The organism is Fluviicola taffensis DSM 16823 (assembly GCF_943372375.1).
Lineage (GTDB): Bacteria > Bacteroidota > Bacteroidia > Flavobacteriales_D > Crocinitomicaceae > Fluviicola > Fluviicola taffensis_A.
Map to the genome: position 1 here is coordinate 43,371 of NZ_CALRYJ010000002.1, position 20,393 is coordinate 63,763.

The 20,393-nt window shown below is 39.8% G+C and carries 20 protein-coding genes; 17 read left to right on the forward strand and 3 right to left on the reverse strand.

Annotation, left to right across the window (positions count from 1 at the left end):
- Nucleotides 1–2: 2 nt before the first annotated feature.
- The 4 genes from AAG807_RS03505 (at nt 3) to AAG807_RS03520 (ending at nt 2,754) form a co-directional block, all read left to right on the forward strand.
- Complete coding sequence (locus AAG807_RS03505; protein WP_341900846.1) at nt 3–1,061, forward strand: response regulator; 1,059 nt, start codon at nt 3–5, stop codon at nt 1,059–1,061.
- A 212-nt stretch (nt 1,062–1,273) separates the two neighbouring features.
- On the forward strand, nt 1,274–1,651 hold the full coding sequence (locus tag AAG807_RS03510; protein WP_341900848.1) for a hypothetical protein: 378 nt from the start codon (nt 1,274–1,276) through the stop codon (nt 1,649–1,651).
- Nucleotides 1,652–1,697: 46 nt separating this feature from the next.
- The gene (locus AAG807_RS03515) at nt 1,698–2,522 is read left to right on the forward strand and encodes an NAD(P)H-hydrate dehydratase (protein WP_341900850.1); all 825 of its coding nucleotides are present in this window, start codon (nt 1,698–1,700) and stop codon (nt 2,520–2,522) included.
- A 55-nt stretch (nt 2,523–2,577) separates the two neighbouring features.
- Complete coding sequence (locus AAG807_RS03520) at nt 2,578–2,754, forward strand: hypothetical protein (protein WP_341900852.1); 177 nt, start codon at nt 2,578–2,580, stop codon at nt 2,752–2,754.
- Nucleotides 2,755–2,771: 17 nt separating this feature from the next.
- Here the strand turns inward: AAG807_RS03520 and AAG807_RS03525 are convergent, their stop codons facing one another.
- On the reverse strand, nt 2,772–3,491 hold the full coding sequence (locus AAG807_RS03525; protein ID WP_341900854.1) for a hypothetical protein: 720 nt from the start codon (nt 3,489–3,491) through the stop codon (nt 2,772–2,774).
- A 71-nt stretch (nt 3,492–3,562) separates the two neighbouring features.
- Nucleotides 3,563–3,841, reverse strand: a complete 279-nt coding sequence (locus AAG807_RS03530) for a hypothetical protein (protein WP_341900856.1) — start codon at nt 3,839–3,841, stop codon at nt 3,563–3,565.
- Between the two features lie 43 nt (nt 3,842–3,884).
- Here AAG807_RS03530 and AAG807_RS03535 point away from each other — a divergent pair, with 43 nt between their 5' ends.
- The 3 genes from AAG807_RS03535 to AAG807_RS03545 all read left to right on the forward strand — a co-directional run bounded on the left by AAG807_RS03535 (nt 3,885) and on the right by AAG807_RS03545 (nt 6,236).
- Nucleotides 3,885–4,040 carry a hypothetical protein gene (locus tag AAG807_RS03535; RefSeq protein WP_341900858.1) on the forward strand — a complete coding sequence of 52 codons (156 nt, stop codon included), beginning with the start codon at nt 3,885–3,887 and terminating at the stop codon, nt 4,038–4,040.
- Between the two features lie 139 nt (nt 4,041–4,179).
- Nucleotides 4,180–5,205 (forward strand): histidine kinase dimerization/phosphoacceptor domain -containing protein, encoded by a 1,026-nt coding sequence (locus tag AAG807_RS03540; RefSeq protein WP_341900860.1) that lies wholly within the window; start codon nt 4,180–4,182, stop codon nt 5,203–5,205.
- 296 nt (nt 5,206–5,501) lie between these two features.
- Nucleotides 5,502–6,236 (forward strand): hypothetical protein, encoded by a 735-nt coding sequence (locus AAG807_RS03545; RefSeq protein WP_341900861.1) that lies wholly within the window; start codon nt 5,502–5,504, stop codon nt 6,234–6,236.
- A gap of 7 nt (nt 6,237–6,243) precedes the next feature.
- On the opposite strand, the gene AAG807_RS03550 is transcribed toward AAG807_RS03545, so the two are convergent.
- Entirely contained in the window at nt 6,244–8,442 is a 2,199-nt protein-coding gene (locus AAG807_RS03550; protein ID WP_341900862.1) for a radical SAM protein, read from the reverse strand.
- A gap of 444 nt (nt 8,443–8,886) precedes the next feature.
- Here AAG807_RS03550 and AAG807_RS03555 point away from each other — a divergent pair, with 444 nt between their 5' ends.
- The 10 genes from AAG807_RS03555 to AAG807_RS03600 all read left to right on the forward strand — a co-directional run bounded on the left by AAG807_RS03555 (nt 8,887) and on the right by AAG807_RS03600 (nt 20,307).
- A complete protein-coding gene (locus AAG807_RS03555) occupies nt 8,887–10,329 on the forward strand; it encodes a hypothetical protein (protein WP_341900864.1) in 1,443 nt (480 codons plus the stop codon).
- 75 nt (nt 10,330–10,404) lie between these two features.
- Nucleotides 10,405–12,687, forward strand: a complete 2,283-nt coding sequence (locus AAG807_RS03560; protein ID WP_341900866.1) for a beta-1,3-glucanase family protein — start codon at nt 10,405–10,407, stop codon at nt 12,685–12,687.
- Nucleotides 12,688–12,878: 191 nt separating this feature from the next.
- A complete protein-coding gene (locus AAG807_RS03565; protein ID WP_341900867.1) occupies nt 12,879–13,199 on the forward strand; it encodes a metalloregulator ArsR/SmtB family transcription factor in 321 nt (106 codons plus the stop codon).
- Nucleotides 13,200–13,308: 109 nt separating this feature from the next.
- Entirely contained in the window at nt 13,309–13,770 is a 462-nt protein-coding gene (locus AAG807_RS03570) for an SRPBCC domain-containing protein (protein ID WP_341900869.1), read from the forward strand.
- 59 nt (nt 13,771–13,829) lie between these two features.
- Nucleotides 13,830–14,210: a DoxX family protein gene (locus AAG807_RS03575; RefSeq protein WP_341900871.1), complete on the forward strand. Its 381-nt coding sequence runs from the start codon at nt 13,830–13,832 to the stop codon at nt 14,208–14,210.
- 4 nt (nt 14,211–14,214) lie between these two features.
- Nucleotides 14,215–14,835, forward strand: coding sequence for a DUF1801 domain-containing protein (locus tag AAG807_RS03580; protein ID WP_341900873.1), 621 nt, complete (start codon nt 14,215–14,217; stop codon nt 14,833–14,835).
- Nucleotides 14,828–15,385: a DUF4256 domain-containing protein gene (locus AAG807_RS03585; RefSeq protein WP_341900875.1), complete on the forward strand. Its 558-nt coding sequence runs from the start codon at nt 14,828–14,830 to the stop codon at nt 15,383–15,385. The genes AAG807_RS03580 and AAG807_RS03585 overlap by 8 nt, the downstream gene beginning before the upstream one ends.
- 67 nt (nt 15,386–15,452) lie before the next feature.
- On the forward strand, nt 15,453–15,917 hold the full coding sequence (locus AAG807_RS03590; protein ID WP_341900877.1) for an SRPBCC domain-containing protein: 465 nt from the start codon (nt 15,453–15,455) through the stop codon (nt 15,915–15,917).
- Entirely contained in the window at nt 15,895–16,437 is a 543-nt protein-coding gene (locus AAG807_RS03595) for a Crp/Fnr family transcriptional regulator (RefSeq protein WP_341900879.1), read from the forward strand. The genes AAG807_RS03590 and AAG807_RS03595 overlap by 23 nt, the downstream gene beginning before the upstream one ends.
- Nucleotides 16,438–16,509: 72 nt before the next feature.
- Nucleotides 16,510–20,307, forward strand: coding sequence for a PKD domain-containing protein (locus tag AAG807_RS03600; protein ID WP_341900881.1), 3,798 nt, complete (start codon nt 16,510–16,512; stop codon nt 20,305–20,307).
- The last annotated feature ends 86 nt before the right edge of the window (nt 20,308–20,393 follow it).

Sequence of the window (20,393 nt, forward strand, 5' to 3'; positions counted from 1 at the left end):
CCATGAAAAAGATACTGATCATTGAAGATAATATGGATGTTCGCGAAAATACAGCGGAGATATTGGAATTGGCAGACTATAACGTAATCACTGCTGAAAATGGAAAAGAGGGGGTGAAACTTGCAATCAAGGAAAACCCGGATTTGATCATTTGTGACATCATGATGCCGGTACTAGACGGACATGGCGTCTTGCATCTGCTTTCAAAAAATGAAGAGACCTCCGGAATCCCGTTTATTTTTCTTACTGCTAAAGCAGAGCGAAGTGATGTGAGAAAGGGAATGGCAATGGGAGCGGATGATTATCTGACAAAACCCTTCGATGATCAGGAATTGCTCAATGCAATCGAAACACGACTGAAAAAACAGGATTTGTTCAAGAACAAGTTCCGGAAAAGCATTGACGGTGTCCAGGATTTTATCAATGAAGCACGGAATTTCGGCTCGTTGAAAGAGCTTTCGACAGCCCGTGATGTGAGACATTACCGAAAAAAGGACGTGGTTTTTTTAGAAGGCGCCTATCCAAAAGGGGTTTATTTTATCAATAAGGGGAAAGTGAAGATTTTCCATAAAAATGATCAGGGAAAAGAATTGATAAGTGGTTTACACAAAGCAGGCGATTTTTTCGGATTCCTTTCCTTGTTAAAGGATGAGAAGTATACCCATTCGGCGGCGATTTTGGAGGACGCCGAAATCTATATGATTCCCAAGGAAGATTTCTTCTCACTGATCTATAAAAATTCGGAAGTTGCCCGGAAATTCATTGGAATCCTCTCGGATAGTCTCATTGAAAATGAACAGCAGCTGATTCGTTTGGCTTATGATTCCGTAAGGAAAAGAGTGGCAGAAGCCCTTGTGAAACTATCGGATACCTACAAGAAGGAAACAGATGAACGTTTCAGTATGAATGTTTCCCGCGAAGATCTGGCAAATTTGGTTGGAACAGCCAAAGAAACAGTTATACGAACCCTCAGTGATTTCAAGGAGGACAAATACATTGAGATTGCAGGAAGCATGATCACCGTTCTTGAATACGACAAACTTGTAAGCCTGAAAAACTGATCTCACTTTTAGATTTATTTTTATTCGGTTAATTATTAGCTTTTTAGATGAGCTAAGTCATTCTTTTTTCAAGCGTATTCGTGTTTCTTTGTCAGGTAATCTGAAATGCATGAATTAGGTAATTTATATTCCGGATTAAAGGTGGTTTATCCTATTGGATTAGGTACCTTTAAAAGGAAGTGAAAATTCATTCATTCTCTAAAAAAATCAACATGAACGCGACTAAAAAAATAGGAATATGGATGGATCATTCAACTGCTGACCTTATCGGGTTAAATATCGAAGGAAAGCAACAATACATCCAATCGAAATTTTCTTTCGATGATAAGGAAGAAGCTTTGAAAAAAGGCGAGAAGCACATGCATAATAAGGAGAAGCAAATGCATCAGAGCTATTATAAGGAGATCGCAGATGAGATTTTGAATTATGGTCATGTGCTGCTATTCGGTCCGACAGATGCAAAACTCGAACTGCATAATTACTTGTCCAAGGATGCCCATTTCAAGAATGTCCGGATCGATGTCGAGACGACAGATAAACTGACAGATAAACAGAAAGAGGCATTCGTTAAAAAACATTTCACGGAGTGATTGGTTTCATTATTCCGGAATAGATCCGGATACAAGAATTGGTGTGATGAATAAATTGACTGCAATTGAAGTGAAATCGCTCCTGAGAAAAAGGGGAGAAGCTTCCAATAAAAGCGATTATGGACATGCGTTGATTATCGCAGGAAAAAAAGGAACGATGGGCGCCGCTGTAATCGCAGCAAAAGCCGCATTGCGTTCGGGTGTCGGTTTACTTACGGTTCATGTGCCGACTGATGAAAGAACGATCTTGCAAACTGCCGTTCCGGAAGCAATGCTCCTGATGAGGGAAGAAAATCAACCGAATTTCGATCGTTTTTCAGCTATTGGAATAGGACCCGGCTTAGGTCTGGACAAAAGAACGGAAGCGTTGTTCGTTGATATCTTGACGGAATTTAAAGGACCGTTGGTGTTGGATGCAGATGCCATTACGCTCATTTCCAATAATGAAAAATTACTTGATGTCGTTCCTCATAAAACGATTATCACACCGCATACAGGTGAATTTGACCGGCTTTTCGGTGTACATCAAACGAATGACGATAGAATGGCAACCGCCATCAGTAAAGCACGGGAATACAAGATTATCATTGTTTTAAAAGGGCAACATACAGCCATTATTTCAGAAGATGATGTGTTCTACAACTCCACTGGAAACGCCGGGCTTGCAAAAGGAGGTTCGGGTGATGCGTTGACAGGAGTCATCACTTCATTCCTGGCACAAGGTTATGCTCCCGTCAATGCCGCAAAATTGGGTGTTTACCTTCATGGACTGGCTGCTGATATCACCTTGCAGGAGCAAAGTATGGAAAGTATGCTCATTACGGATGTCATTGGCAATTTCGGGAATGCCTTTGAATTGATAAGAGCCTGAAAGCATTAGTCAAAACAAGGTGTTTCCGACCGGATAGACTTTAAATACAAAGCTTATGAAGACCAATAAGGAATGGCATGAAAAAAACAAGATGCCAAAAAACGCAACATTTGAACAACGGGTCAAATGGCATCTGGAACATCTGAAAAATTGCAGTTGCAGACCGATTCCAAAGGGATTATTGAATGAAATGGAAGAGAAGAATGTGACAACCTTGCATGACCTTCAGTAAATTTATCCCGGCTGGTTCTACCTCTTTAAAAGCGACTCCCGATTGTTGTAAACCAGTTTTGCCAATTCATAACCTGCATGGGTTTCAACTGTCAGGTTTTCAATTTCCGGCACTTCAAAGAACATCGGGTTTTTTCCAAATTTTTTATTGCCGTTCCGGACAAAAGCCGTGCGGTTGAAAACGTTGAACACGGTATCTTCGTAAATCACGTAATGCGGATTATCCCTTAGGGTGATGGTCGGATAATCGGAACTGTCGTATAAACGTTTATCTATTCTGCTCAGGCTCATCACCGAATCGAATTGTTTGTATTCGTCATTGAGAACGTATTCATAATAACGCTCAATCACCTCTTCGATCGTTTTGATGGTAAGCAGCGGATTGACACATTGGGTCTGCAAAAAATGTTCGCCCTGGACCTTTTTGAGTGAGTTTGCCGTAATCAGGTCGGAAGTGGGAAGTTCCTCCAGGACGCTCACCGAGTTATCATCCGACATCATATCCGGATTTGGCATATCTACAAAAGACATCCTGCTGGTGCCGCCGCATATTTGTTTTACTCTATCGGAATCGGTAGTGATAGCAATGTGACTGATCGCCTTGACCGCAAGCAGTTTTTCGATCATCAGGCGATACAAGTGTCTCCCGTCGAATTCCTTGAAGTTGGCATCCCGCATGGAAAGGTCGGTTCTGTTTTCCTGGATGGTAATAAGGGCAGTGATAGCTGGTCTGTTCATGTGAATACGTGTTTTGTGGTTTAAGATTAGGTATTTTTATTGAAAGTCGTGTCTAGTGATCTTCATTTCCTCTAAAGAAAGATCGAATCTCTTGAAGAACCAACGTCGTCACCGAGTTTGCTACCGCTTTCTTGAGCTATTATTTTTTCCCGTTCGGATTTTGTCATGATCTTATCTTTTGGAAAGATAATAGGATAGGTAAGATAGAGCCAAAGTATTGGAATCAATGCATTTAATACCACATTGATTGTTTTTTGCTGGGTGGAAAGCACGTTGCTTTTAGCAATTTTCAAACTGGTGAAAATGGTTAGTATCAAATAAATGATTGCGGCAATGATGTAAAATGTCATCGGTTAAAATTAGTCAATTATTTTTAGTGTTTGGTACCCATTTATGAAGTTCCTGGCAAACGGGAATAAGTTCATTTCCAATCTCAGTCAATTCGTATTTCCCAGAGGATTTGTGGCTCGTGTTTTCCTGTTCAATCACATTAGAGGAGAAATAATCGTTTATCTGCGTGCAACAGGGAATAAGGCGCCTGGTCTTTAGATGCAATTCCTTAGTTAAAGGATTGGTTGGAGATAAATGATTGTAAAATTTCCAGATGTTTATTTCTTGCTATTCAGTTGGTTTTTATTAAATTGGAGTGTAATTGGTATTTTTTTTACCTCCTTAAAACACTACTTCATTGAAACGATCCATATTAAACTTAAGTATTCTTGATAGTTTACTCGAAGGATTTCAAGTAATCGGTTATGACTGGAAATACCTCTATGTAAACAGGACTGTTGCCAATCAAGGTCAAAGCAGAATTGAACTTCTGATTGGTAAAACCATGATGGAATGTTATCCCGGAATCGAAAATACTTACCTGTTCAGTCAGCTCAAGAAATGTATGGATGAACGCATTACCTTCCAGTTTGAAAATGAATTCACTCATAATGATGGAACTAAAAATTGGTTTGAACTACGGATAGAACCCATTCCGGAAGGGATTTTTGTCTTATCTACAAATATTACCAATCGGAAGAAAGCAGAAGAAGAACTGCTTCAGTTGAAGGATGATCTGGAGAACAAAGTACAAATGCGGACAGCAGAACTTGAGAAGTTGAATAATGAGAAAGATGTGATTCTCAAGGAAATGCACCACCGGGTGAAAAATAATCTACAGATCATTTCGAGTCTCATTCGTTTGCAAATGGAAGAGGGGAATAATGATTTCAATGGAGTACTTGACAAAACACAATCGCGGATAGAAACCATTGCAAGTATCCATGAATCGCTCTATAAACACAAGGATCTGGCACTGATCAATGTGGCCGATTACTGGAAAAAACTGTTCAAGGATTGTTTGAATTCCCTGGTAAGAGAATCAGCCAATTTTAAACTAAATCTGGATTTGGATTACCTCGAACTTCCGGTTGATAAAATGATTCCACTTGGATTATTGATTAACGAATGGATAACCAATTCAATTTTACATGGTTTCAAAGGTCGGGATCATGGATCAATCCATCTTTCTCTTCATCTGAAAGAGGGCAAATACCTCCTGACGTATAAGGATGATGGAATTGGATTTGTCAAAGCGAAGGAGAACGATAAGCAACACCATTTCGGACATTTCCTGATTGATGGGTTTGCAGGACAGCTCAATGGTGCGGTTCAAAATAAGAAAAGCAATGCAGGGGTGCATTTTGAACTGGAATTCGAGTGATTACTCGTTTTTAATATTTCCCACGGACGGGCGCGAAGGAACACGGATGTATAAATAGGGTTTATAATAATATAAAGAAATAAAACAGGAAATCAAACTTCTTAATCTATTGGATTTCAGATTTCTTCATCCGAACTTTAAGTATGACAGAAAATGAAATCAGCTACCAAATTTGTTCGGCAATCTATGAAGTTTACTTTGCTTTATTGGAAGGATTAGGATAAACTATTTAGTTGAAAAAAGACCTTCCTGATTAAAAAGAACTACTTTAGAGAAACTATTCACAATCTGAACTTATGTACACTCAAGTTAATCCCAATAAGGAACATGCTGCTCAATCCAGTGATAAACAGCGTTCACACCAAGATACCAGAGGTTCCGTTTCTTCCTTTACGGATCAGCGTTCTGAAGCTATTCAGATGAAACAGTTGCAAAACAGTGCTGATAACAGCTTGAAATCAAATAAAATAGCTCAACTACAAGGTTGGGGACAGTCTAAACCTATTCAATTTGTTACCTATGGACCCGAAACGGTTAGAACAGTAACGATGACAAGAGCAGGAGGTGTTACCAATAGTTTTGAGGAGTGTACCAAAAATTCCGTAGAATATGCGCAAGGTGAAAAAAAGTTGTCGACCGGAACCGATACGGATAGTCCTGCAAAGTGGGATGGTTGGTTGAAGAACCAGGCAAATACGAATAATGCAACCCAACTTCATGTGGTGAATCAACGTTGGGGAGGAAAAGGAGGGAAGGCTGAAAAAAATATTGTCCCCGGTTCACCATCACTTAATGGACATCATAAAGGACCGGAAGGGAAATTTGATGAGTGCTTTGGAGGTGATGATAAAGCATTGATGAATTGTAAATACGAATGTACTGCGACACCAGCTTATGGCACGGATGTCGATGTAAAAAGTGCAGATGCTCTTTACGCTGATCCTACTGTAAGTGTAACAATTACTAAAAATGGTACTCCTACAACCCATCCTGTAGCAGCCGGGGGAGGTGTTAAATTTAAAAGTGCTTGATTCTGATTTACAGAACCAGTAGTCCCGCATCCTTCAATTGTGCCACTTGTTTTCCATACCAGAAAGGCTCAAAATGCTCATCGGGAACGTGCTGCTCATAATCCGATTTGATTTCCTGAAACAAGCTGCTTTTGCTGCTGGATGTGGAAATATCCTGAAGCATCTTTTCCAGCCAGATTCCTTGTGATTTGCTCACCTGGATGGAGAATAGGTCTTTTTTGGTGTGAAAGCTCAGTTCGGCCATTTCCCATTGATTTCCTTTCTTGTTCTTCGTAAAAAAATTCAGGGAAGGAGCTGTTCCTAGCCAAACAACTTTGGCGCTGGGCTTGATAAAACCGGTTTCCATTTCACCGATTGCATTTTCAATGAAATCAGCGGATATTTTGGTTCTGGGAACCTTGAAATCAAACCAGCTTTGTAAGGGCAGGTCGAAACCAATTCCATGCATGAAGTTGTAGAGCGATTTTTTGAGTCCGAAACTGAATTGTTCGTGGTCGATTCCTGTTTTATCCTGATGATACAAGTCGTTATTGGCAAAGGTTCCGACTCCTGTTTCCCGGATAACACTGAATTGCTCAGGATTCAGACCTATCGGACTGTGAGCTGTCATGGCAAATTGATGCCAGAAACCTGATTGTAGCACACCTGTTTCAAACAATTGACGCACCATTTCCAAAGAATCAATCGTTTCCTGGATGGTTTGTGTAGGAAATCCGTACATCAGGTAAGCGTGAACCATGATCCCGGTTTCTGTGAAATTGCGCGTAACTTGAGCTACTTGTGAAACGGTAACCCCTTTGTCAATCAGTTTCAACAAACGGTCTGAAGCAACTTCCAATCCACCTGAAACGGCAATACATCCGGAAGTTTTTAAGAGAATACATAAATCGCGCGTAAAACTCTTTTCGAATCGGATATTGGTCCACCAACTCACCACCAGTTTCCTGCGGATTATTTCCAGAGCCAATTCCCGCATCAATGCAGGTGGAGCGGCTTCATCCACAAAGTGGAAGCCATTTTGTCCCGTTTGAAGAATCAGTTCCTCCATTCGGTCAACTAAAATCTTCGCTGTGGCAGGTTCATAGATCTTGATATAATCCAATGAGATATCGCAAAAGGTACATTTTCCCCAATAACAGCCATGTGCCATGGTCAATTTATTCCATCTCCCATCACTCCACATGCGGTGCATCGGGTTCACAACTTCAATAACGGAAATATAGCGGTCTAGCAACAAATCGCTGTAATCAGGTGTTCCCACATCCTTTTGCTTGTAATCGGGTGTTTTGGAATGATTGATATACTCCACTTTGTTATCCACCAGGGCGAAAGTGCGTTTCAGTTCCTGAATGGTTCGTTTTCCTTGCAGATGTTCAACCAAATGTTCAATGGGAACTTCACCATCATCCAGGGTGATGAAATCAAAGAATTCAAAGACTCTTGTATCAGATACCGATCGTAATTCGGTGTTGGGAAAACCACCTCCCATAGCCGTTTTTACCTGTGGGTAGTGTTGTTTGATGTATTGTGCGGATCGAAAAGCGGCATAAAGGTTTCCGGGAAAGGGAACGGAAAAAGCGACCATGTTCGGATCGGATTCCTGAAGTCTTTTTTCGAGCAATTCCAATAAAATCCGATCGGTAAACGTGATTTCCTGTTGAAGTGCGTCGTACAATTCGTCAAACTGAAGTGCAGATCTTCCCAGGCGTTCCGCATACCTGCTGAATCCAAAATGGGAATCAACGGTTTCAACAATCAGGTCCGAGATGTCCTCCAGATAAAGGGTAGCCAAATGTTTTGCCTTATCCTGGGTTCCCATGATTCCGAATGCCCAATCCAATTCTTCCAACTGGTTGAAGCGGGATGCTTCCGGTAAAAAATCATCCTGACAAATCACATGTGCCAAACTCGGATTTTTTCCTTGAAGGAATAGAATAACCGAATCGATTGTTTGGATATAGTCGGCTTTCAAAGCAATGATGCGTTCTGCATTCTCTGAAAGATCCGGTTTCTTCTTTTCAATTTCAGCAAAAAGGGTAGTGAGTCCTGCTTTTGAAAAGATTTCCAAAATCACTTCAATTCCCAAATCAGCCTGAACCGAAGCGATGTTCTTCGTATTCAGGAACCCTTTTAGGTAAGCCGTTGCCGGATACGGAGTATTGAGCTGCGTAAAGGGCGGAGTGACTAATAAGAGCTGATTTTTCAAGACACGACTTTAAAAGGATACAGTTGCAAAAGTATCGCTATTTTTTGGAACTCCCACGACGCTTACTCAGAAGCTTGTGCCGCCGCTAAAGCTTGGTGACATGTGGTCAGTGAAGGCACGAAGGAACTCGGATGTATCTAATTTTGCTTCAGGAATTTACTTTGTCTCAGTTAAAGGAGAAGAAGACGGTAACATGAAAACTACAAAAGTGATAAAGAAATAGGATGGTTTCATAGAATAAGAGGAGGTTAAAATAGTGGTTTTAGTTCAGATTAATCTCTTTTTTGAAGCGGGTAGGTTTTACCCGCTTTTTTTGTTGCTCTGGGTTCCGGTTCTATTCTTTTTCGAAGGATTATTGTAAAACAGGTATAAATACGGGTTTTTAAGATTCTTCAATTACTTAGGTTTGAAACATCAAATGATGTTAATATAATCTTTATCAAAATGGAAAAATCACAAAACACGGAATCTGTTAAACATGCAGTATCTTCTCCCATGCTTGAATTAGCTTCTTACCACAAAGAAATGGAGGAAAAGTATCAAGATCTTAAACCGGATGAAGTCAAAATATCACCGGATACACTATCCTTAATCTCATTTAATGGATATTATACGTTGAATAGCGCTACGGGTGCTTTTTTTGCTATCGATACGAATATGTATATTCAGAATGGGGCTACAAAACCAATTTATGACGTAGCATTATTAATTTCTCTCGATGGAAAAACATCAGCGCGTTTTCCGTTTACCGGAACCTTTGATGGTTCGCATTTGGTTCAGGTAAGCGCTGCAATAGAAGGATTGAGTATTGATCTAAGGTTTAATCGTACGGATGGAAGTGATGGAACTACGGCAACTTGTTCTGGTGCCATTGCGCTTCCCGGAAAGCTCTCAAAAGAGGTAACAGGTTTTACTTACAATAATCCCATTCCGTCCTCATTGTTTGCTGGAGAATACTATGAAAAAGAACCGCTTTATATCAGTCGAAATGGAAAGTATGAAAAGGAAACAGTTGCTTTACCTGTTATGCGAATAGATTCCAATTCTCAGATTTTCTATGACTTCGGGGCGAATGACGGGAATTTACAACCGGTTTTGTCTTATTCCTATAACATGAATATGTATTATTTTGCATTTACGGTTGGGACAAGTATTACGAGCCTCATTATGGGAACTGCTGCCGAAGGAGGTTTTGCCTGTAATAATATGACGGAGGATTCTATTTCGAAAGCAATTTCATCCAGATCCTTACAAACTATTCCGTTTCCAACTCAGGAATCGATGGAAATTCCGAATCTAAGCAGCAACGAACTAGCTAATTTTAGCGGGTATTACCAAATCCCGTCAATTGCTCCCGGAGCATTTATTTCGATTCAAGCAGAATACATTCCGGTTTTGGGATCTATCGATATTTATCTGGTGAAGATTGGTGTATCACTAGATGGAGTATCGGCAACAGGATATTACTTCGATGCAGAAAAAATGTCGTTTGTAAATAATACCTTGACAATGACAGATCAATCGATTCAGATTGTTTTCAATCGGGAATATAATTCCGAACAAAAATCATTGGTAACCATATCCGGTTCAATCGGAGATAAGAAAGTGGACGGATATACCTTATTTAATCCAGTTCCTTTGGCTGTATTTGGGGGCGTTCCAATGACAAATTCCAAGGGAGATTCTCTAACAGTTGTAAGTGATTCGGAGGTGATATACAACGGAGTCAAGATGGAGAGTATTCTGTACGTTCCGATTATGTATATTTTAGCTAATCCTTGGGACGCCCCTACAACCGTCATGTCATTTGGAACTTCCGGATTAAAAGGAAATACTTGTATTGTTATTCAAGGAAAAACAACCAGTATAGTTAGTGCTATTCAATAAAAAGGATGGGGCAAATTGCGGGGGTAAACTCCGCAATTTCGCTCCTGATTGACTACAATTAATTCGTTTGATAAAATGAAAAAAATACTATTCACTTTGACAATAATTCTGATTTTTTGTGGGTTAAGTCTTGCACAAAAACAGAAAGAAAAATCGCCTTTAAATGGAGGAGTGAATTACACCTCAGTTACCTATCAAAACAATTCCGGACAAGATTTGGTTTTGGCTTTGGCTCAGGGAGCATTAGCCAATCAAAACGCCAATCAAACCAAGTGGTTGGAGCTGGATACCAACAGTCAGTCGTTTCGTTGGAGTGTTCCTGCACCAATCAAAGCTTCGGATTTGGCTCCTTACATTTTTTCATTGAAGAAAGGAAAGTCCATTACAATTCAAGTACCGGCTTACAAAGAAGCAGTGGGGTTTCGGTGTTTGATTGCAGATCCGGTCTACAGTCAGAATGCATTTCAATACATCAATGACAATCCGGATACCCTTGCATACATGGCTTTCCCGGATATGGAAACGGATACTTACTTGTTTGATAAATTTGAAGCCGGACTAACAATCGGATTTCCTGGAATTTGGAATATTACCGCTGTAGATTTCGTTGCTATTCCAATGCAATTATTAGCAAATGGTCAAACGGTTGGTTTTAAGAATGGAGTCACGGCTGCCGGGCTTTACTCCATGTTGAACCAACTTGGAAAGCCTTATAATCAGGGTGATTCCATTTTTCCGAATTCTGTCAGCAAATCATATCGGTTCTTTTCACCGGCTAATATTACATCTGCCACCACAGCTCTCGATTCCCAGATTTCGACACAAGCTCCAATCATAGATGGTTCGGCAATTATTCAGTATGGCAATTATGTTTTTAGCAATTTGTCGGGTACCTATTCCAACGATTCTACAGGGAAAGTAATCGGAACTATTTCTGCTTACTATACCTGCTCCACTTGCAGTGTTAACAAACCAAGGTTTATTCAGGTGAATGACGTGACAACTGTGAATTCCTTTGCTGGAACCATCGTAGGTGCACCTAATTCCGTTTCATCTGATTCGTTGGCACAGATTCAGTTGGGAGCGATTGTTTCTGCAGCTGTTTGTCGAGGAATTTTGGCTCAGCCAAAGTTGTGGGGAGACATTGTACACAATACATCCAACTGTCCTTATCCATGGAACTATTATCCCCAAGGAGTGACATGTGATTTGTATTCAAAAACAATCCACCAATATTCCATTGATTCCAAAAACTACGGATTTCCGTACGATGATTATTTTGGAGATGAAGCAGGATTCACCGTACTTCCCGGAGATAAAGTTCAGGTCAGGATTCTACCGTTGAAGGGAGCAATGACGGCAAAACCAAATGGGGCAATCGTTCCCCGAAAAGGATGTTTGATGGTTACGGTTCCTACAGGGAATATTTATCCGACATCATCTGCTTGGTCAATTGGCACCATGTATGTCGATGGAAAAAGGGTTACACCTGGATCAAGTGTGTTTTGTTCTTTACCCGATGATACGATTATCTGTACTTTTTCTTCGAAACCGGGACTTCAATTCAGGATATTCCAAAATCCAATAACTGGTCAGCCGGTTTATGCTTTTTCAGATAAATCAGGGAGTGCTTTCAAAGTCAATGGAATCGCAGGGATGACTTATGATAGCTTACAGCACAATCTGACCTTTGCGAATAGTGCCTACTGGCAATACGGTGGTGCTTGGTCGGTCAGTTTACCAACTAATTATCCTTCAGGAAGTAATTGGGATATCGGTCAACTAACAATCAATGGAATTCCTCTGGTTTCCGGATTGAATACTGGCATTCTTCAGAAGAATAAACAAAAAGGAGATACCGTAACTTGCAAGTTTTCAAACCAACCTAATCTGGTCATGTGCCTGATTAAGAATGAATCGTTGTTGTTTCTTGACACACTAGGAAAACCTTCAGTCATCAATGGAATAAGCAATATAAACTATGATTCAAGCACCTGCATGATTTCTTTTGGAAAGGTCGCACAATTTGAATATGCGCATTCATGGACAATCAATCTGCCTCCGGATTATCCGGGAGAAGGCAATTGGGGGATTGATACGATCTATGTGAATGGTCAGCCATTAGTTGCAGGAATCAATAGCAGCTTGATAGAATTAAATCCTGTATACGGTGATACCTTGATTTGTACCTTCTCCGGCAAACCGGGATTACAAATGTGTTTGATGCTTAATAATGCACCGATTTTCCGAAATAAGGACGGTTCACCTTGCTTGGTTACCGGAATAGTAGGTTTACCTAGTGCGGTACTTACATCCCGTTATATTGCCTTTGGACCAACCTCCGGCTGGACAGAATAACTTGATCTTTAAAATCAAATCCCATTTATTGCAACGAATATTTTTGAATGCAATTATTCAGAATTTAAAGTCTGGGTAATTGCATTTTTTTTGTTTCGGGATTTCAGATTTCATTCAATCCAAAGAAAAATAGTCGAAATTATTGCGTAGTCAAATAACTACATATATATTTGTAGTCAAATAGCTACATAATGAATTTGAGAAGAGATGTATTCCAAGCAATAGCAGATCCTACCAGAAGAGCAATCTTGTTGTTGGTAGCATCGCAATCCATGACGGCAGGAGCAATTGCTTCCAATTTTGATACCGCAAGACCGACAGTTTCAAAACATTTGCAGATTCTCACGGAGTGTGAATTGTTACAGCAAACACAAAACGGTCGGGAAGTTTACTATCAGATTAACGCGAAAAACATGAAAGAAGTAGCCGACTTTATCGAACCTTTCCGCCAACTATGGGATGACCGATTTAACAAACTGGAGGAAATCATGAAAACCTATAAAGGTAAATAGTATAAAATTTCCCACGGACGTGCACGGAAGAACACGGAAGCATTATTATGTAATTTATTTTCCTTTTCAGTGCTCCTCTGTGTTCCTCCGTGGGGAAAAATTAAAAATTATGGAGAAAAAAACACAGATTCACGCCGAAGACGGCAAACAGGAATTGACAATCACCAGGGAATTCGATTTACCGTTGGAATTACTTTTCAAAGCTTACGAAGAAGCGGAGATTGTGGAGCAATGGATGGGAACGAAAGTGCTGAAGCTAGAAAATAAAAAGCATGGAGGTTACCAATTCGAAACAACCGACCCAATGGGAAATAAACACGGTTTCCATGGAACAATACATGCGTTTATTCCGAACCGGAAAATAGTCCGGACCTTTGAAATGGAAAATGCTGCTATTGGTCCGCAACTGGAATTTCTGGAATTTGAGAAAGTATCTGAATCCAGAAGTAAATTGACCATGCAGGTCATTTACCGCTCCGTTGAAGCACGTGCCATGCAATTGAAAATGCCATTCGAAATGGGGTTGAATATGGCACATAATCGAATCGAAGAAATTCAAAAGGCAAAATGAAAAATTCAAAAAGTTATTTGTGGCAATTAGCCCTTTGAACCCTTTAAAAATAGAATATTATGAATAGGACAAAAAAAATAATCTACTGGATTGCCACAATCTGGCTTTCATTGGGGATGCTTTCAACCGGAATCGTACAGTTACTAAAAATGGAACAGGATGTTGACCGGATGCATGAGTTGAATTACCCGATTTATTTACTCACATTATTAGGAATTTGGAAAATCCTTGGAGTGGTGGCAGTGCTGATTCCCAAATTTCCTATCCTGAAAGAATGGGCGTATGCCGGTTTTTTCTTCGCAATGTCAGGAGCTGTTTTTTCGCATCTTGCCTCCGGAAGTCCCATACGGGAGATTTTTCCTTCACTCTTGCTTTTAGTCCTAACTGTTGTATCTTGGTATTTGAGACCCGCTGACAGAAAGGTTGCTGTAATAAATTGAGTATATGAATCCGAAAGTTGATTGGTTCTTCGAGAAAGAAGAAAAATGGCAGAAAGAGGTGAAGGAACTTAGAAGGATTGTTCTGGAGTGTCACCTGACCGAAGACCTGAAATGGGGTTGTCCTTGTTATACTTATGAAGATAAGAACATTATCCTGATTCATGTATTCAAGGAATACTGCGCATTTCTGCTTTTTAAAGGCGCTTTGATGAAGGATCCGAAAGGGATTCTGATTCAGCAAACGGAAAATGTGCAGGCGGCAAGACAGATTCGATTTACTGGTTTGGAAGATATCAAGAAATTGGAATCTGATTTGAAAAAATATATTTTTCAAGCGGTTGAAGTGGAAGAATCGGGAAAGAAAGTGCCATTGAAAGAAACGAAGGAATTCCCCATAACGGAAGAATTGGAGGCTAAGTTTAAAGAACATCCCGCTTTGAAAAAAGCTTTTGAAGCTTTGACTCCAGGCAGACAAAGGGCTTATTTGCTTCATTTTTCGCAACCGAAACAAGTTAAGACACGCGAATCCCGGATTGAAAAATGTATCCCATACATACTTGATGGCAAAGGGTTGAACGATGTAAATGAGTATCTGATCAACAAAAAAAAGAAAAAGGATGAGTAAGGAATTGTCATCACAAGAAAAGGAAGAATTGTTCAAGATGTTGAAAGCGCGTTTTGAAAAAAACAGGGATCGTCACAAAAGCATCGAATGGTCGAAAGTGCAAGCCAAATTGGAAGCCAATCCGAAGAAATGGTGGTCGCTGGATGAAATGGAAAGCTCGGAAGGCGAACCCGATGTGGTTGGCTACGATAAACAGACAGATGAATACCTATTCGTTGATTGTTCGGCGGAAAGTCCGAAGGGTCGCAGAAGTTTGTGTTATGACCGAGAAGCTTTAAATTCAAGAAAAGAGCACAAACCTGCAAATAGCGTGTTGGACATGGCAGATGAAATGGGCATTGAATTACTGACCGAAGAGCAATACCGTGAATTGCAGCAATTGGGAGAATTCGACCGGAAGACATCCAGCTGGGTACAAACTCCTGAGAAAATCCGGAAATTGGGTGGTGCTATTTTTTGCGACAACCGTTTCGGAACGATATTCACTTATTGCAACGGCGCGGAATCGTATTATGCAGCGAGAGGATTTAGGGGGATTTTGAGAGTGTAAATGTTCAAAAGTTCAAAGAGATCAATCGTAATTTAGTTTTGAACCATTTGAACCATTTTTTTACTTTATGGAAAATACAAAACAAAAAGAACTTCAAACCACAGCTACCTTCAATGCGCCGCTTGTATTGATCTGGGAAGCCTGGAGTGATCCGGAGAAGGTTGTGAACTGGTGGGGACCAACCGGTTTTTCAACAACCATTCACGAAATGGATTTCAGGGAAGGTGGAGAATGGAATTTGACGCTTCATGGACCAACCGGAACAAATTATCCGAACAGAAGTATTTATAAGGAAATCATTCCGCTGAAGAAGATCGTGTTCGAACATTTTAATCCGCACTTCATTGCAACCATTCTTTTTGAATCAAAGGAAGGAGGAACTGAAATCCAATGGAACATGTTTTTTGATTCTCCGGAGCAATTTGACATCATTGTTACTGCGCACAAAGCGGATGAAGGGCAGAAGCAAAACATCGAACGGCTTCAGAATTATATTCAACAATTATTAGATGAGGGAAAGTTTCAGGACTGAAAGTAAGGAATGGGAGCCGTTTTTACATTTGTTTAAACAGGAGCAAGTTCCGGCAAAAACTGTTCTTCTAAACGAAGGATCTGTTTCCATGAAAGCATTTTATATTGAGAAAGGTTGTGTCAGAGCTTGGTTCAATAATGATGGAAAGGATGTTAGTTTCCAGTTTTTCATTGAAGGTCAGGGCGTTTCCTCCATTGAGAGTTTCCGGACGAATCAGCCCAGTTTATTTACTCTTGAAACGATTGAACCTTGCATTCTTCGGTCCATTTCTAAAAAGGACTTTCAATTGATACTGGATAACTCGCCGATTATCAGACAACAAATCGAGGAGCATACTTTTCAGCGGTTGATCTTCTATCAGAAACTCTTTCTTTCGAGAATCAAGGACAATCCGGAGAAGAGATACCGGGATCTCCTGGAGAACAACCCGGAAATTCTGGAACGGATTCCACAGCATTATATCGCTTCTTTTCTTGGAATCACTTCTGTTTCGCTAAGTCGTATTCGAAACCGGCGATAACTTTGAAAGTGATTATTTTCATGACCACTAGTTTCTTGAATTTCATTAAGTTTGTCATTCAAAACCTAAATTATGAAAAGAGCGTTTGGAATTCTTTTAATAACATTTACTTCAATTTCCCCATTATTTACTCAATGGAATCAGCTTCCAGGTATACCGATGGATGATATACAATGTGTAAGAGCGTATGATTCCAATAATTTTTATGCTGGTTTATCAAATGCAATAATCACATCATCTGATGCCGGATTAAACTGGCAGGTGAAACCCGTTGTAGATATGGCGGGTAACTTGATGCCATGTATAATTACAGACGTATTCTTTACCAGCCCTTCAGAGGCAATTGCGGTTGGATTCATTTCACTTGGGAATTCGGAAGCAATTTTGAAAACAACGAATGGAGGAAGTAATTGGACCATTGCGAATTTGTATAACGGAGGAAACTATCCCAGATCGCAAACCACGCTCGATTTTCCAACTGCTCTTACCGGCTTTGCTGCAGGCACAAATGGAAGGATTTTAAGAACATATAATGGAGGTACAAGCTGGACCGTTTTACCTGCAATAACTACTCTTGAGATTAAAGATCTTCATTTTATAAGTGTTTTTACGGGGTATGCCGTTGCTGATGGATTTATCTTTAAGACTGTGAATGGAGCAAATTGGACGCAAACTCCTTTTCCTGGAAAAAATTTCAGAGGAATACACTTTCCAAGTCCCTTAATTGGCTATGCGGTAGGAGAGAGCGGGGTCATTTACAAAACGGTAAATGGTGTTGCATGGAACCAACTTACTTTTCCAAGTAATTTAGTTGATCTGACTTCTGTTTATTTCGTGAATGATACCGTTGGATATGTTACAGCAGATAACTTTATTTATAGGACAACTTCAGGAGGATTGTATTGGGAGAAAGTAATTAAACCTTCAGATATGAATAAGGTTACTTTCTATTCTGCTATGGAAGGTTTGGCTTGTGGAGATGACGGTCAGCTTTATCACACATCAAATTCTGGTGAAACTTATAAACCTCAACCTAATTTCAGTTATTCTCCATCATTGAACTGTTATGATTCGATTGTTCATTTCAACAATTTGTCCGACCCATCTTGGTCTTTTGAATGGCTTTTGAATGGAACGGTTTTTTCTACAGCCTATTCCCCTTCGATAATGATTCCAGGTTCCGGGAATTCAACTGTTAGTTTAGTTGCTGTAAATGGCTTGGAACGTGATACGATTTCAAAAAACATATTTATTCAGGAAGCCCTGCAAATTGACTTGAATCTGGGGATTCCGAATCAGATTTGTTCGGGGCAGTCCACTCAGGTCTCTGTGCTCAATTCAGAATTCGGGGTGAATTACAGACTCAGAAACGGGACAACATTTATTGGTTCGCAACAATTGGGAACTGGAGGTGCCTTAACTTTTAATACAGGAGTTATCATATCCTCAGTTACTTTAAATATTCAGGCTACTACAGGTAATTCCTGTGGTTCGATTGAAGAGGTTGAATACGTAAATATCGTTGTTCAAAATCCGGATCTCAACAAAATCATTTATGCAGATCCGGATACAATATGTGTAAACGATTCAACGACGGTTTTTTTACTTCAATCAGAAAATACTGTTTCTTATCAGTTGATGAACGGAACAACGATTATTGGTTCTCCTGCAATCGGTAGCGGAAACACATTAAGTTTTCCAACACCGCCACTTATCGACACAACAGAATACTTCATTAGGGGGATTTCATCTCCTCTAGGTTGTATTACAAATTTTCAGGCATTCAATGTCATAGTCGAAGATCCTACAATTTATACTTCATTTTCGAATTGCAATCCGGAGATTGGTGAGTCAATAGAGGTATTTAATAATACATTTAATCCAAATGGAAGTTATTTATGGAACTTTGGACCGAATGCCTCTCCACAATATAGCAATTTATCTGGCGTTCCTTCTGTTTCATTTAGCAATATAGGATTAGAACCTGTAAATCTTACAGTGACTACAAGTACTGGTTGTTTGAAACACTTTACAGGAACAATTAACGTTATAGACACCTTTGCATTAGAGGCTTGCAGCCCCATCCATTATGCCGCTGATATGATAAATTTCTCGGGAAGAATGCTCTCGTTAACCCGGGATTTGAATAATAATCTGATTACGGTATATCAAAACGCAGATTCGGATAGTCTAATGATTTATTCTGAAAACGGAGATCAACTATTAAATTACGCATATCCTATACCGAGTCATGGATCGACTTATACAATCACAAAACACAACCCAAAAGGGGTTGCTATGTGGTCTACGAATTTGCGTTTGGGGTCGGGAGGTTCTAAATGTGGTGATGTAGTTACCGACAATGCTGGAAATTTCTACATGGCGCATTATTACGGGGATTACATAGGAGATGTGCAGATTTACTCAGCCGATGGAAGGTATATTACAGTAGTTCCGCCACACACGGGTAATCAGAACTCGATTGTAATAGTTAAGTACAATACAAACGGAATGTATTTATGGCATACGACGCTTCTTGATTTTTATACCGTAGAGCGGGTTTCTTTAAAATTAGATGAGGTGGGCAATATCTTGGTTTGTGGAAGGTTTTTCGCGAAAATTGCTCCGAATGGAACAATACTGGAAAGTTTATTGTATGAACATAACCCTGATTGTGAATCGGATGGTCTCGGTGGTGTTTACGTTGCAAATGGGGATGACTTAGGGTTTGTTTATGTGGGATCGGGAACGGGTATTTCATTTCCCGGTTACCAGGTTACTGAACCAAACACAGGTATCTCAACGCAATATATTAAAAAGGATGAAGACAATAATTATTATCTCTTAGGCCACTTTCATGGAGGTTTTAATTATGGTGGAACCACGTTATCTGATCCCTATACTGTAGGGCCGTTGCATGAAGATATCTTTCTGTGCAAAGTAAATAGTAATGGAACTCCCGGATGGATCAAACAATTCAAATCTCCTGCTGAAACTGTGATAAGAGGGTTTGATATAAAAAATGGGACGATCGTTTTAGCTACTAAGACTTATGGAGGCTCCTATCAGTATGTCGGTGAAACTTCTTTTGTTTTGAATGGTAATGGAAGTGATCTCTTTTTTAAGTGCAATAAAAATGGACATGGTGATGTCTTGGTTTTGTTCCATGAAGAACCAATACTTGTGGGCTATTTGGGAAGTAAAGATTTGCTGTTTCTTGATTCGACAGGACAGAAAGTAGATCTTGGGGTAGAGTTTAGAACTAATTTTTCTACACCATCGGGAGTTGTATTTAACACATATGCAGATCCATCCTTTGGAAATGAGGCGATTCATTGCGGAGAATTGGCTTGCTTGCTGAATATTGATGCGGTTTCTCCTGTATCAGGATTTTCCGCAGATACGAGTGGTTGTTCAACAGCAAATATCCAATTTTCGGATGAAAGTACAGGCTTTCCTATAAGCTGGAACTGGAGTTTTCCAGGAGGATCCCCGGCAACATCAACAGATGAAAATCCGGTAGTTTCTTATCCTTCTTCAGGTATCTACACGGTAGAACTTATAGCTACAAATGAATATGGAATAGGAAATACTATTTCACAGAGTATCTATTTGGATCCTTGTTTAGGACTGGAAGAAAATAGTCTGAATGGAGTACTGCTTGCTACAGTTGAAATGGGAGTGAAATACCGCATTTTGAACGTAAACGAATCAAGTGTTGTAAAATTGATTAATAATGAAGGAAGAGAGATTGAACTCTCCCTCGATGAAACAAATGAGATTGATCTTCAGAATTATGCAGCAGGAATCTACTTCCTAAGAATTTTACACGAGAATTCGATGAAAACTTTCAAGGTTTTGAGATATTAAATTTTAGCTAAATAAGATTTTAAAAAGGCGATTAACCTTCTTAACAATTGTTATCGTGGTTCGGTTTTCTAAAACTGATTTTTGTG

Bases quoted from the DNA above. Each gene is read 5' to 3' on its own strand.
- AAG807_RS03505 (WP_341900846.1), top strand. From the start codon at position 3: ATGAAAAAGATACTGATCATTGAAGATAATATGGATGTTCGCGAAAAT.
- AAG807_RS03510 (WP_341900848.1), top strand. From the start codon at position 1,274: ATGAACGCGACTAAAAAAATAGGAATATGGATGGATCATTCAACTGCT.
- AAG807_RS03515 (WP_341900850.1), top strand. From the start codon at position 1,698: ATGAATAAATTGACTGCAATTGAAGTGAAATCGCTCCTGAGAAAAAGG.
- AAG807_RS03520 (WP_341900852.1), top strand. From the start codon at position 2,578: ATGAAGACCAATAAGGAATGGCATGAAAAAAACAAGATGCCAAAAAAC.
- AAG807_RS03525 (WP_341900854.1), bottom strand. From the start codon at position 3,491: ATGAACAGACCAGCTATCACTGCCCTTATTACCATCCAGGAAAACAGA.
- AAG807_RS03530 (WP_341900856.1), bottom strand. From the start codon at position 3,841: ATGACATTTTACATCATTGCCGCAATCATTTATTTGATACTAACCATT.
- AAG807_RS03535 (WP_341900858.1), top strand. From the start codon at position 3,885: ATGAAGTTCCTGGCAAACGGGAATAAGTTCATTTCCAATCTCAGTCAA.
- AAG807_RS03545 (WP_341900861.1), top strand. From the start codon at position 5,502: ATGTACACTCAAGTTAATCCCAATAAGGAACATGCTGCTCAATCCAGT.
- AAG807_RS03555 (WP_341900864.1), top strand. From the start codon at position 8,887: ATGGAAAAATCACAAAACACGGAATCTGTTAAACATGCAGTATCTTCT.
- AAG807_RS03560 (WP_341900866.1), top strand. From the start codon at position 10,405: ATGAAAAAAATACTATTCACTTTGACAATAATTCTGATTTTTTGTGGG.
- AAG807_RS03565 (WP_341900867.1), top strand. From the start codon at position 12,879: ATGAATTTGAGAAGAGATGTATTCCAAGCAATAGCAGATCCTACCAGA.
- AAG807_RS03570 (WP_341900869.1), top strand. From the start codon at position 13,309: ATGGAGAAAAAAACACAGATTCACGCCGAAGACGGCAAACAGGAATTG.
- AAG807_RS03575 (WP_341900871.1), top strand. From the start codon at position 13,830: ATGAATAGGACAAAAAAAATAATCTACTGGATTGCCACAATCTGGCTT.
- AAG807_RS03580 (WP_341900873.1), top strand. From the start codon at position 14,215: ATGAATCCGAAAGTTGATTGGTTCTTCGAGAAAGAAGAAAAATGGCAG.
- AAG807_RS03585 (WP_341900875.1), top strand. From the start codon at position 14,828: ATGAGTAAGGAATTGTCATCACAAGAAAAGGAAGAATTGTTCAAGATG.
- AAG807_RS03590 (WP_341900877.1), top strand. From the start codon at position 15,453: ATGGAAAATACAAAACAAAAAGAACTTCAAACCACAGCTACCTTCAAT.
- AAG807_RS03595 (WP_341900879.1), top strand. From the start codon at position 15,895: ATGAGGGAAAGTTTCAGGACTGAAAGTAAGGAATGGGAGCCGTTTTTA.
- AAG807_RS03600 (WP_341900881.1), top strand. From the start codon at position 16,510: ATGAAAAGAGCGTTTGGAATTCTTTTAATAACATTTACTTCAATTTCC.